This window comes from uncultured Lamprocystis sp. (assembly GCF_903933125.1).
GTDB lineage: Bacteria > Pseudomonadota > Gammaproteobacteria > Chromatiales > Chromatiaceae > Thiodictyon.
In genome coordinates this window covers 1-12,288 of record NZ_CAIZIZ010000095.1, presented here as the reverse complement: position 1 = coordinate 12,288, position 12,288 = coordinate 1, and the positions used below count along the sequence as shown (strand labels likewise).

Annotated in this window: 9 protein-coding genes; 6 read left to right on the top strand and 3 right to left on the bottom strand. The window is 68.3% G+C overall.

Annotated elements, in window-relative coordinates:
• Positions 1-522: 522 nt before the first annotated feature.
• The 4 genes from QZY03_RS04090 to QZY03_RS04075 are packed head-to-tail and all read left to right on the top strand — an operon-like array spanning position 523 to position 3,850.
• Positions 523-1,464 (top strand): HlyD family efflux transporter periplasmic adaptor subunit, encoded by a 942-nt coding sequence (locus QZY03_RS04090; protein ID WP_295578483.1) that lies wholly within the window; start codon positions 523-525, stop codon positions 1,462-1,464.
• Positions 1,461-2,387, top strand: coding sequence for an ABC transporter ATP-binding protein (locus QZY03_RS04085; RefSeq protein ID WP_295578482.1), 927 nt, complete (start codon positions 1,461-1,463; stop codon positions 2,385-2,387). The genes QZY03_RS04090 and QZY03_RS04085 overlap by 4 nt, the downstream gene beginning before the upstream one ends.
• Positions 2,384-3,547: an ABC transporter permease gene (locus QZY03_RS04080; RefSeq protein WP_295578481.1), complete on the top strand. Its 1,164-nt coding sequence runs from the start codon at positions 2,384-2,386 to the stop codon at positions 3,545-3,547. The genes QZY03_RS04085 and QZY03_RS04080 overlap by 4 nt, the downstream gene beginning before the upstream one ends.
• 3 nt (positions 3,548-3,550) lie before the next feature.
• Positions 3,551-3,850 carry a hypothetical protein gene (locus QZY03_RS04075; protein ID WP_295578480.1) on the top strand — a complete coding sequence of 100 codons (300 nt, stop codon included), beginning with the start codon at positions 3,551-3,553 and terminating at the stop codon, positions 3,848-3,850.
• A gap of 383 nt (positions 3,851-4,233) precedes the next feature.
• Here QZY03_RS04075 and QZY03_RS04070 read toward each other — a convergent pair whose 3' ends face one another.
• The 3 genes from QZY03_RS04070 to QZY03_RS04060 all read right to left on the bottom strand — a co-directional run bounded on the left by QZY03_RS04070 (position 4,234) and on the right by QZY03_RS04060 (position 7,697).
• Positions 4,234-4,731 carry a hypothetical protein gene (locus QZY03_RS04070; RefSeq protein WP_295578479.1) on the bottom strand — a complete coding sequence of 166 codons (498 nt, stop codon included), beginning with the start codon at positions 4,729-4,731 and terminating at the stop codon, positions 4,234-4,236.
• Between the two features lie 31 nt (positions 4,732-4,762).
• Positions 4,763-7,315, bottom strand: coding sequence for a hypothetical protein (locus QZY03_RS04065; RefSeq protein ID WP_295578478.1), 2,553 nt, complete (start codon positions 7,313-7,315; stop codon positions 4,763-4,765).
• A 199-nt stretch (positions 7,316-7,514) separates the two neighbouring features.
• Positions 7,515-7,697, bottom strand: a complete 183-nt coding sequence (locus QZY03_RS04060) for a hypothetical protein (protein ID WP_295578477.1) — start codon at positions 7,695-7,697, stop codon at positions 7,515-7,517.
• 533 nt (positions 7,698-8,230) lie between these two features.
• Between QZY03_RS04060 and QZY03_RS04055 the strand changes: the two genes are divergently transcribed.
• Positions 8,231-10,498, top strand: coding sequence for an esterase-like activity of phytase family protein (locus QZY03_RS04055; protein WP_295578475.1), 2,268 nt, complete (start codon positions 8,231-8,233; stop codon positions 10,496-10,498).
• A gap of 22 nt (positions 10,499-10,520) precedes the next feature.
• Entirely contained in the window at positions 10,521-12,158 is a 1,638-nt protein-coding gene (locus QZY03_RS04050; protein WP_295578474.1) for an alkaline phosphatase D family protein, read from the top strand.
• Positions 12,159-12,288 lie beyond the last annotated feature (130 nt).

Below are 12,288 nucleotides of genomic sequence, written 5' to 3'. Positions count from 1 at the left end.
AGATGTTCACAGATGAAGAAGAACATCTGGGAACATCTGTGACATCTGTGGATGAAATTTCCGTCCCTGGCCCATGGTGGCCTCGATCAAGATTCCGGCCGCTTGGGCTCGCCGGGTGCGTAGTCAGGCCATCCTGGCCTGACACCGTCAGGGCTGGAAGCCCTGACTACGCATGCCGCTGGCCGGGATTACGATCAAGGCCAGATTTCCGCCCCGGATCTCCCGCAAGTTCTACCTGCTCCCGCGCCATGGCCCAGGCCGGCCTAGAATTCGCTTCGCTTTCCGGCGTCGAGACTGCGTTGGAGGGCTTCTTTAATCGGCCTCTCGGCAGCGCGCGAGCTGCTCCGGCGAGTGCGGATAATCCAGGCCTGCGCTGATCAGCCCGAGGTCCTCGAAGATCGCCCTCAGACCCTACCCCCACGCCGCCCGGCTCAGCGGCAAGCGCGCTTGCCCGGTATCGCGCGCGCGGCTATGCTCCAGAACCTCTCCGATCTCGGGTAGTTGAATTTTCTGGTCCATCGTATGCGTCGATTGAGATTGATCGGGCTTGCGCTGCTGCTTGCCGGCTGCTCCGACACCAAGCCGGGGCTCGCACTCGGCACCCTGGAGCGCGACCGCGTCGCGCTCACCGCGACCGTCGCCGAGGTGATCGTCGCGCTGCCGGTAGCGGAGGGCACCCCGGTCACCGAGGGCACGGTGCTGGTCCAGCTCGACGACCAACAGCAGCGCGCCGCGGTCGACCGTGCCAAGGCCCAGGTCGCGCAGGCGCAGGCCAAGCTGCTGCGGCTGCGCAACGGCCCCCGCGCTCAGGACATCTCGGCTGCGCGCGCGCAAGTAGCCGGCCGCACGGCGGATTTGCACGAGGCGCAGATCACCTATGACCGCAATCGCGCGCTGCTCGACCGCAAGGCCGTGAGCCAGGCCGATGTCGATCGCTACCTCGCCCTGCGCGACGCCGCCGCCGCACGGCGCGACGAGGCCAAGGACCGACTCGACGAGCTGCTGGCGGGCACCCGCCCCGAGGAGATCGCGAGCGCCCAGGCGGAGCTCGAGGCCGCGCAGGCGCAGTCCGCCTACGAGCAGGCGCTATTGGCGGATCTGACCGTGGTCGCCACCCGCGATGGGTTGCTCGACAACCTGCCCTGGAACCTGGGCGAGCGCGTCGCGGTCGGCAGCCCGCTCGCCATCGTGCTGGCCGGCAAGGCGCCCTATGCGCGGGTCTATGTCCCCGAGCCCTATCGGGTCAAGATCACCAAGGGCACCCGGCTCAAGGTTCATGTGGATGGGCTCGACCGGGTCTTCGAGGGCACCGTGCGTTGGATCAGCTCGGACCCGGCCTTCACTCCCTACTATGCCCTGAACGCGAGCGACCGCGCCCGCCTGATGTACCTGGCCCAAGTGGAGCTACCCGAGGACGCGGCCGAATTACCCAATGGGGTCCCGGCCCAGGTGGAGATGCCGTGAGCGAGCCGGTGATCGAGGTCCGCGGGCTGACCCGCCGGTTCGGCAGCCTGACCGCGGTCGCCGCCCTGGACCTGACCGTCGCGCCCCGGACCATCTACGGCTTTCTCGGCCCCAACGGCTCGGGCAAGACGACGACGGTACGGATGCTGACCGGGCTGCTGACCCCCTCCGCGGGCGAGGTGCGGGTGCTGGGCCTCGAGCTCCCACGCGATGCCGAGCGGCTCAAACGCCGCATCGGCTACATGACCCAGAAATTCTCGCTTTACGATGACCTGACCGTGGTCGAGAACCTGCGCTTCGTCGGTGAGATCTATGGGCTCGGCCGCCGCGCCGCCCGGCAACGCATCGCGGCCCTGCTCTCCACCTATGCCTTGGAGCCGCTGCGTGATCGCCGCGCCGGGCAGATGAGCGGCGGGCAGCGCCAGCGCCTCGCACTGGCCGCGGCGACTATCCACGAGCCACCGCTGCTCTTCCTCGACGAGCCGACCTCGGCGGTCGACCCCCAGAGTCGCCGTGATTTCTGGGAACGGCTCTTCGATCTGGTGGACGCCGGCGCGACGATTTTGGTCTCGACGCACTACATGGACGAGGCCGAGCGCTGCCATCGCCTCGCGATCCTGAAGGACGGCCACAAGCGCGCCGACGGCGCTCCGGCCGAGCTCATGGCCGCGATGGGCGCGCGCGTGGTCGAGGTCGAGGGCTCCGACCTGCGGGCCTTGAAGCCGCAGCTCGCCGCGCTGCCCGAGGTGCTCTCGGCGGCCCAGCTCGGCAGCCGGCTGCGCGTACTGATACATGATCGCATCCCCGATCCGGTAGCCTGGCTGCGTACCCAAACCCTGGACCCCATGCCGACTCATCTCGCGTTGGTTCACCCGAGCCTGGAGGATGTCTTCGTGACCAGCACCGGGGATGCGCCCGCATGAACGGCCTGCTGCTCTCGGTACGACGCATCCTGGTCATCCTGACCAAGGAGCTGATCCAACTGCGCCGCGACCGCACCACCCTGGGCATGGTGGTCATGATCCCGCTGATCCAGCTCGTGCTGTTCGGCTATGCGATCAACACCAATGTGCGCGACATCCCGGTCGCCTTGGTGGACCAGTCGAATACAGCGCTCAGCCGCGTGCTGGCGCAGGCGGTGGAGGCGACACAGGTGGTGCGCTTCACCGAGCGCTATGCCGAGATCCCGCAGGCCCAGGAGGCGATCAGCGCCGGGCGGGTGCGGGCCGCGCTGATCATCCCGGGCGACGTGAGCGAACGGATCGCGCGCAGCGGCAGCGTCAGCCCCCGGCTGGAGCCTCCGCCCGCGACCGACGGGCCGACCAGTCGCCCGGTCGCACAATGGCTCGTGGATGGCTCGGACACCATGATCGCCGCGGCCATCAAGGGTCTGCGTTCGATGCCGCTCGCGGAGCTGCTGCGCAAGCCGGCCAACCGCATGACCCCGACCTTCGAGGTGGCACTCTTCTTCAACCCGGAACAGCGCACGGCCATCAACATCGTCCCCGGCCTGGTCGCCATCATCCTCACGATGACCATGGTGATGTTCACCTCGGCGGCGATCGTGCGCGAGAGTGAGCGCGGCAATATGGAGATGCTGATCAACACCCCCGTGCGCCCCATCGAGCTGATGCTCGGCAAGATCGTCCCCTACATCGGCATCGGTATCGTACAGACCGCCATCATCCTGACGCTGGGCCATCTGATCTTCGACGTGCCGCTGGACGGCCCGCTCGGCGCGCTCGCGGCGACCACGCTTGCCTTCATCGGCGCCAGCCTTGCGCTCGGCCTGGTCCTGTCGACGATCGCGACCAGCCAGTTGCAGGCGATGCAGATGACCGTGTTCATCCTGCTGCCCTCGATCCTGCTCTCCGGCTTCATGTTCCCGTACGAGGGCATGCCGGTGCCGGCGCAATACCTCGCCGAAGTCCTGCCGGTGACCCATTTCATGCGGACAATCCGCGCCGTGGTGCTGCGCGGCGCCGGCTTGCATGAGGTCGCCTTCGACACCCTCTGGCTGGTCGGCTTCATGCTGGTCGGGCTGGTCGTCGCCTCGTTGCGCTTTAAGAAACGGCTGGATTAGCTGATGATCTTCTTCAGCACCCTGGGCGGCATCCTGATGTTCGGCTTTCCGGGGCTCTTCATCGGCCCGGTGATCGCCTCGCTGTTTGTGGCGATCTGGGAGATCTATGGCGTGGAGTTCGCCGATATTCTGCCGGATGTCGAGATGGTGATGGATCGCCGACACGACACTGAGGTTTCGCCGGGCGATCCGGAGGGGCCGCTGGTCGAAGGCACGCGGGCGGCACCGGAGCCGGATCAGCGACTGGATGAGGAGCGGGCACACGGGTCCGCGGCGGGGGATCCCGGCGATCGGGCATGCTAATCCAGTCGCGGACGGTCCGCATAGCGGACCCTACGGTTACACCGTGACCAGTAAGGTCCGCTGTGCGGACCGACGACCGCTGGTTTTTCCAAGGCGCGACCGCAGTCCGTAGGTTGGGGTGAGGAACGAACCCCAACATCGCCCGGCCTTGCGACGCGGCCAACGCTGGGGTTCCTTCGTCACCCCAGCCTACAGGCTACAGGCTCGGGAATCGGACACGAATCCGCAGGTTCGCCCGCCGCGGGGTCAGCAATTCCTCCAAGTAGGACAGCTGAACGCTGTGCTTGCGCATGGGCCGGTCCTCAAGTGATCTGGCGGGCAGTCTAACCGAAGTCCGGCGGCGCGGGTGCGAATGGTCCGCGCCGGGGTCCTCGGCATCCGGGTCAGGGGCCGCCCAGGACCGCCTCGGCATCCTCGAGCTCCGGCAGGCGGCGGCCATAGCCGTGTTGCTCGATCAGACGGCGGGCGGCGGCGAGGTCGGCTTGGGGGGAACTGGGAGCGGGGGCATCCTGCCCCCGCGCGGCCGTGGCGACATCGCCGAATGGGGGGCGGGACGCCCACCCTCCAAGCCGCGCCCGGTACAGCAGCACATCGGCCTCGAAGAGCGGCATGGGGCCGCGTCGGGCGATCTCCAGGGCCTCGTCGAGTGCGGCACGGGCCGCGTCCGGGTCGCCGCGCAGGGCATGCGACCAGGCGGCGGTGAGCAGGCCGCGCGGCAGGTAGTCCATCTGGCCCGCCTGGCGCAGTCCGGCGACGGCGGCGAGCGCCTCGGGGTCGGGGCCGGGCGGGCGGCCGGTCATCAGTGCTCGCAGCAGGCGGGCGCGGGCCAGGGTCAGGTGGTCGAGGGCGATGTCGAGGAGCCAGCCATTCGCTTCTGCCACCACAAGCGCGGTCTTCGCCCGCCGCTCCACTTCAATACAGGGCGCGAGCGGGTCGGTCGCGGCCAGTCCGTCCGAGTTGGCGGCGGTCGCGGGATCGGGTACCGGGGGACCGGCGGGTTGGCGGCGGTCGCGGGATCGGGTACCGGGGGACCGGCGGGTTGGCGGCGGTCGCGGGATCGGGTACCGGGGGACCGGCGGGCTGCGCGGTGGCGGCGGTCCTGATCGCCGGCTGGAAGCCGGCGCCACCAAGGACCCGCCAGGCGGCGCGCTCGGCCGGGGCCAGCAGCCAGTCGCAGTACCGGAAGCCCCCCAGCGAGTAGAGCAGCGGATACTGCGGCTGCCACTCCCGCTGCATCCGCTCGGCCTCGGCAAAGAGCCGACCGGCCTCGGCGGTCTCGCCGGACTGGTGCAGTGCGTCGGCCGCGGCGGTCCGTTTGCTCATGCGCTGGAAGGCATCGCCGCTGCGGTCGGCGTGGGCGACGGCGGCGCGGGCGTCGGTCACCGCGTCCGGTAGCCGACCGAGGGTGATCTCGAGTTCACTCAGGTTCGAGTAGCCGATCGCCGCATTCTTCCACCGCTCCACCTGGACTTCGGTCTCGCCGCAAACCCGCATCGGCCCCAGTGCCTCGGTCAGGCGGCCGAGTGCGCGCAGCAAGACTGCGGCCTCGTTCAACAGCCAGGCCCGGTCGGGCTCGGCGAGGTTCGGCGAGACACGCCCCCAAGGCGCGTCGAAGAAGGCCGCCACCGCGCCCAGGTTGGCGCCGATTGCGCCGAGCTTGTTCTGGCTGTAGAAACCGTCATTCCCGGTGCCGCGCAGGATGCGCTCGACGTAGACCTTGTCGCAAGCCTCCTGCTGCCGCCCGGCGAGACAGCCGTGGCGCACGGCCTGATAGAGCGGTTGCAGGCCCGCCAGGTCGTCCGGCCTGTGGGGCGTGGCGGCGCACAGGTGCTCGAAGAGCCGGGCATGAGCGGCGGCGAAGGCCGCGGGCCGCTGCAGCCGCAATTGCTCGGCGAAGTAGTCGCGCACCAGCGGGTGGGCGTCGAGCCCGAGTGCGCCCCCGGCGTGCGCGCTCAAACGAATCAGCCGGGCGCGCTCCAGACCGCGCAGCAACGCGCGCCAGCCGTCCTCGTCCAAGCCGGTCAGCGCATCGGTAAGCCCGCGGATGGACGGGGCGGCGCGCAGTGCCGCGAGACAATCGGGGGAGGCGGGGCGGTCGAAGAGTCCGGTCAGGCGCAGCACGGCGAGGGTCCGGCGCCGCGCCCGGGCCGCAGTCGCGGCTTGTGGGTTCCGTCGCCCGCGCAGCGCCCCGGCGATCCGCCGCCAGGTACGCCCCGCTGCGGACCAGGCCCAGCCGCCCGCGGGCCGCGGCGCGGAGGCCCGCGCGGATTGCGGCGGGCACAGCCAGTTTTCGTAGGCGGCCAGCACCTTCCAGGCGGTGCGGTGCCGGTCCGGGGTGGCGCGGTCGGCGCTGTGCAGGTCGATTTGGTCGATACAACGGATGTCGCCGCCGTGGGCGTCGAAGAGAAAGCGCCCGAGCAGGGTCAGGCTCAGTGCATGACAACTGAAGCGCTCGCAGGCGGCGGCCAGTTCGTCCTCGGTGCCGGTGACCTGAAACTGACGCAGCAGCCGGATGGCGTTCGCGCGGGCCAGCTCGTGCAGGTCGCGCTGGTCGCAGAGTGCCGCCGCGCCCTCCAAATCCGGCAGCGCCTGGCGGCTGGTGATGACCAGCAGCTCGGGGTTGCGTTGGAGCAGTGCGCGAATGAAGGTCTCCAGGTCCGGGTCCAGCAGCCGACCGGGCCGGGCGCTGTCGGGCGGTGCTTGCAGCGGCTCCAGCCCGTCGATGACGAACAGGGTGCGCCGCGCCTGGACCAGCCCGGCCAGGCGTTCGCCCTGGCCGGGGCGGTTCGGGTCCGGGTCGCCGAAATGGACGAGCGCCCGCTCGAAGAAGCTGCCGACGCTGCCGACGCGCGCCGCGCGGCTGTCCTCGGCCGGGACCGTGCCCTGGTCGTAGAAGCTCCAGTCGAAATAGGCGTCGGGGCCAGGCAGACCGGCGATGGGCCTGAAATCGCGCGCGAAAAAGCGGGTGTGCAGCCAGTGGGCCACGAGCGCGGTCTTGCCGACCCCGCCCCAGGCGACGATGGAGACGATATGCAGTCCAGCGGCCCAGGCGCGGTCGAGCCAAGCGAGTTCGGTCTCGCGGCCCAGAAAGTCGCGCTCGACCTGGTGGCGGAAGGCGAAACGGGAGGTGGCGTAGGGGCTGGGCGGAACCGCGGGTGGCGGCGCAACGGCCGGGGCCAGGGGCGGTACCGGGCGGTCCTGGCGCGTGCCGCCGTCGCTGGACGGCTCGGCCGCGCCCGACTGCTTGAAGGCGACGACCAACCCGATCACGGTGGCCAGACCGCTGACGAGATCGACCAGTTCGCTATAGGGTCCGCGGTGCAGCGCGGCGAGGACCGGGCCAAGGATCGCGCCCAGCCACCCGTCCAGATCCGGCTCGGGGAGTAGCCCGCCGACCAGGACGAGGAGCGACAGGACGACCAGGATCGAGAGCAGCCCGTTCTCGCGTCGGGAAAGCCGTTTCATGGGGTGCGGTCCGCCGTATTCGACATGCCGCCATACCTTGCCCGATCCGCGGCCGTGTGCGGGCGATTGCCCTTTGTCGGGGGAGTGTAATGCCTGGTCGGCGGGGCGGCTACGAGCAGACGGCGGTGGTCGCGGGGCTGGAGCGGGCGGGATCGGACCGGCAATCGCCGGGGCGGCTTTGATCATTATCCCGGCCATCTCACCGAGAGCGAGGCCGCTGGTCCGCACAGCGGACCCTACGGATCTCGGTCACGATGGCCGCGATCTGGTGCATCAGCTCAGAGCGCAGTTTCAAGTTGGCGGCCTCCGCCGGGGTGTCGGCGATGGCATCCCAGACGCTCGCAAAGGTCTGAATCTCCAATTCGTCGGTTGGGTCAGTCATTGGTCGCCCCGCATGATTCGGTCGAAGCGCATCTTGGTGATCGCGATGTCGCGCTGCGCGGTGGCCTGGGTCTTGGTCGATGCGGCGGACCTTCGGCAGTGTGGCGTAACCGGTCATCCACGTCAGCCGCCCCGGCTGACCTTGGCTGCCAGCAGCCGGCAGGGATCTCCTCTCAACCTCGAAAGACCAGTTCTCACACAATGACACAAAGATCACAACGTTCTTCAACGCGCTATGCCGGTCAAGCAGGCCACCCGCGCGGTGATCGGTCAGGCGAGTTCAATAATCTGTTTTTCTTAGTGTTCTTTGTGTCGTTGTGTGAGCAATTGCTGGACTGAGGCGCAGTGGCGGCGTCACGACCCGGCATACCCGCACGCCCCCCCAAGTCCGTCGGCCCGGTCTCCAACAGGTCGCAGAACCGAAATCCCAGTGCAACAAAGACCCCTTACCATGCTCAAGTAACGGCTCCGGCCGAAAAGCCCCGTAGCGCCGTGATCACGGCCAAGAAAACACAGCCGACAGGAGGCACCAGGGTGAAGATCCAGCACCGCCGTTTAGCGAATCCGTTCCTGTGCGCATTGACGATTGCCGCGCTGCTCCCGCTCCCGAGCCAGGCCGCTCAGGGGTACGGTGGTTCGGTGGCGCGCTTTGCGACTTTCAATGTCTCGCTCAACCGGGGTACGCAAGGGCAGTTGGCGGCCGACCTGGCCAGCGGCGACAACGCCCAGGCGCGTGCCGTGGCCGAGATCATTCAGCGGACGGCGCCCGAGGTCATCCTGCTCAATGAATTCGATTACGACGCCGCGGGTGCCGCGGTCGACGCCTTCCGGGAGAACTATCTCCAGGTCTCCCAGAACGGTCAGCGTCCCATCCGCTACCCTTACGCCTTCTTCGCATCCGCGAATACCGGAATCCCGTCAGGATACGACCTGAACAACGACGGTACCGTCGGCGGCCCGGACGATGCCTTCGGCTTCGGCGCCTTCCCCGGCCAGTACGGCATGGTGGTGCTGTCACAGCACCCGATTCTGCTCAATGGCGTCAGAACCTTTCAGACCTTCCGGTGGCAGAACATGCCGGGCGCGCTCCTGCCCGACGATCCGAACACGCCGGAGCCGGACGACTGGTATTCGGCCGAGGCGCGCGCGGTGTTCCGGCTCTCTTCCAAGAGCCACTGGGACCTGCCCATCGCGATCGACGGGCATCTGGTCCATGTACTCGCCAGCCACCCCACGCCGCCGACCTTTGACGGCGCGGAGGACCGCAACGGCCGCCGCAACGCGGACGAGATTCGCTTCTGGGCGGATTACGTCAGCCCGCGACGCTCCGGCTATATTTACGACGACGCAGGTGTGAAAGGCGGTCTCGAACGCGGGGCGGCCTTCGTCGTCATGGGCGATCTGAATGCCGATCCGCAGGACGGGGACAGCTTCCCGGGCGCCATCGCGCAGTTGCTCGGGCACCAGCGGGTCGCTGCCGCGGTCACGCCGGTCAGTCCCGGCGGTCCGGACGCCGCCGTCCGGCAGGGCGCGGACAACGACACCCATACCGGCGATCCCGCCGAAGACACCGCGGATTTCAGCGAGCCGCCCGGCAACCTGCGGGTCGACTATGTGCTGCCCTCCCGGCCGCTGTCCATCCGGGACGCCGGTGTCTTCTGGCCGACCGCCGATGACCCGCTCTTCGGTCTGGTCGGCGACTATCCCTTTCCCAGCTCCGATCACCGGCTCATCTGGGCCGATGTGCAGCTGGCTGGCGCACCCCAGGTTTCCGGGCTCAATCTCGCCTTCATCGGTGAGGCCGTCTTCCCGACCGGGTACCGCTTCGCGGGGACCGAGGTCGGAGGCCTGTCCGGGATCGACTATGACCCGCACCGCGGCACCTTCGTCGCCATCAGCGACGATCGTTCCCAGATCAACGAGGCCCGCTTCTACCGGCTGGCGATCGATCTGACCGACGGCCAGCTCGCGCCCGCCGACGTCCGCTTCCTGGACGTCACCACCCTCCTCGACGAGACGGGCGCCCCCTTCGCGCCGTCCAGCCTGGACCCGGAGTCCATCCGCATTACGCGGAAAGGCAATTTCTTGTTCTGGACCAGCGAAGGCGATGCCGGCCGGCTCATCTCGCCCTTCGTGCGGCAGATGACCTGGGACGGCCGTTTCCTGCGTGAGCTGCGCACGCCCGAGACGTTCGCGCCGACCGCCGACCAGAGCGCCGGCATCCGCAATAATCTGGCATTCGAGAGCCTTACCCTGAGCCCTGGAGGCTACCGGCTCTTCACGGCCACCGAGAACGCCCTCTACCAGGACGGAGCGGCGGCGAGCCTCGCCACCGGGTCGCCGATCCGCGTCATCGAATATCTCCTGCCCAACAGGAAGCCGCTCCACGAGTTCGTCTACCAGACCGACCCCGTTGCCGATGCGCCCGACCCGGCCGACGGCTTCAGTACCAACGGGCTCGTCGAGATGCTCGCCATCGGCGGCGACCACTTCCTCATGCTGGAGCGCGCGTTCTCGGTTGGCCGGGGCAACCGCATCCGGCTCTTCAAGTCCCACACCCGCGGGGCGACGGACGTCGCGCGGCGGTTCTCGATCCTGGACGGCAGCACGCCCCAGCCCATGAGCAAGCAGCTTCTGCTGGACTTCGGTCGGCTGCCGGGCGTCGTCCTCGACAACGTAGAGGGGATGACCCTCGGACCCCGGCTCGCGGACGGGTCGCGCACGCTCATTTTCGTTTCCGACAACAACTTCAGCCCCGACGGCCAGTTCACCCAGTTTCTGGCGTTCAAGGTCGTCGAGTGATCCCGTCTTGGAGCCTGCTTTCATGTGGTCAACCCTTTCACGCCGCCGCTTTCTCCAGGTCCTCGGCACCACCGGTCTCCTGGCCGGTGCTCCGGCCATCGTCCGCGGCCGGAGCATCGACAGCGCCTATGATCGGCGCTCCGACCTCTTCTCGCTGGGGGTCGCATCGGGAGACCCGGACAGCCACTCCGTGGTGCTCTGGACCCGGCTCGCACCGGACCCGCTCGAGGGCGGCGGCATGCCGGCCTTGCCGGTCCCCGTTTACTGGGAGGTGGCGACCGATCCGGACATGAGCCGCATCGTTCGCCGGGGGAACCTGATCGCCCAGCCGATCAACGGACATGCCGTTCATGCCGTGGCGAGGGGGCTGCCATCGAACGCCTGGCTCTATTACCGCTTTCGCGCGCTGGGCATCGACAGCCGGATCGGGCGTACCAGAACCTTCCCGAACCGGCGGGAAGACACCGAGCGGATGCGCTTCGCCGTCGCCAACTGCCAGAACTACAACCAGGGGTTCTATCCGGCCTATGCCGACATGCTGAAGCAGGACCTGGACTTCGTTTTCCACGTCGGCGACTACATCTACGAAGAGGGTCCGGCGTCCCCGCCGATTGCCCCTGGACGCGTGCATCGGGGCGCTGAGGTCGTGTCCATTACCGATTACCGCAACCGCTACGCGCTCTACAAATTGGACCCCAACCTGCAGGACGCGCACGCCGAGCTTCCGTTCATCGTGACACCGGACGATCACGAGGTGGACAACAACTACGCGGGTTTCAGCCCGGAAGCGGCCAGCCCAACCCAGGGCCGTGATTTCGTGCGGCGGCGCTGCCGCGCCTACCAAGTCTATTCCGAGTCCATGCCGCTGAGACCCGAGAATCGATACGACGGCAACGGCGCCGGCCTCCAGATCTATCGGCACCTGGCATTCGGGGATCTGGCCGCGCTCCACGTCCTGGATACCCGCCAGTACCGCACCGATCAGCCGGCCGGGGACGGATTCGGCTCGACCGACCCCGACAGTCGGTACCTGGAAGGCGTCCTCGAAGACCGGCTGTACGACGCCGAGGGCATCCTGGACCCCGCGGCGACACTCCTGGGTACATGCCAGGAGGCGTGGCTGGAGCGGGGCCTGAAGCGCTCCACGGCCAGGTGGAACATCCTGGCTCAGCAGGTCATGGTCATGCCCTGGAACCTGATCGCCAGCGCCCGCAAGCAGCTCGAGCTGAACCCGAACCTCGACGCCGCCACGCGGGCGCAGTTGCTCGCCGCGGCCGACCGGGTCGATAACCTGTTCAACGTGGATTCCTGGGACGGTTACCAGGCCGCTCGCCAGCGCCTGCTGGGCATGTTGGAAGCCATCCGGCCCAGCAACCCCCTGATCCTGACCGGCGACATTCACTCCGCCTGGGCGGCCGATCTGTTCAGTGACTTCGACGCCCCCGACCAGGCCGACCTGCTGGCCGTCGAGCTCGTCTCGACGTCCATCTCCTCGACCTTCCTCGCGCTCGACCCCAGGCCCAGCGACTACGTGGTGCGCCACAGCTTGGCCGACAATCCGCACATCCGTTACTTCAACGGACTCTTCCGCGGCTACTTCTATTGCGACATCGACCGCGATCACTGCCAGGCGACCTTCCGTGCCGTCGGGCAGCCCTGAAGCATAACCCTGCCGCCGACCGACATCGGGCATCGTCGGCGCCGGTCGGCGCTGGCGTTGGCCATTGCGGCATGGGTTTGACCTCACCAGGGAGGCAACGGGACGCCCGGGCGGGTACCGGAAGGGTGGT

Coding starts and splice junctions, on each gene's coding strand:
- QZY03_RS04080 (WP_295578481.1), top strand. CDS start 2,384: ATGAACGGCCTGCTGCTCTCGGTACGACGCATCCTGGTCATCCTGACC.
- QZY03_RS04065 (WP_295578478.1), bottom strand. CDS start 7,315: ATGAAACGGCTTTCCCGACGCGAGAACGGGCTGCTCTCGATCCTGGTC.
- QZY03_RS04075 (WP_295578480.1), top strand. CDS start 3,551: ATGATCTTCTTCAGCACCCTGGGCGGCATCCTGATGTTCGGCTTTCCG.
- QZY03_RS04090 (WP_295578483.1), top strand. CDS start 523: ATGCGTCGATTGAGATTGATCGGGCTTGCGCTGCTGCTTGCCGGCTGC.
- QZY03_RS04060 (WP_295578477.1), bottom strand. CDS start 7,697: ATGACTGACCCAACCGACGAATTGGAGATTCAGACCTTTGCGAGCGTC.
- QZY03_RS04050 (WP_295578474.1), top strand. CDS start 10,521: ATGTGGTCAACCCTTTCACGCCGCCGCTTTCTCCAGGTCCTCGGCACC.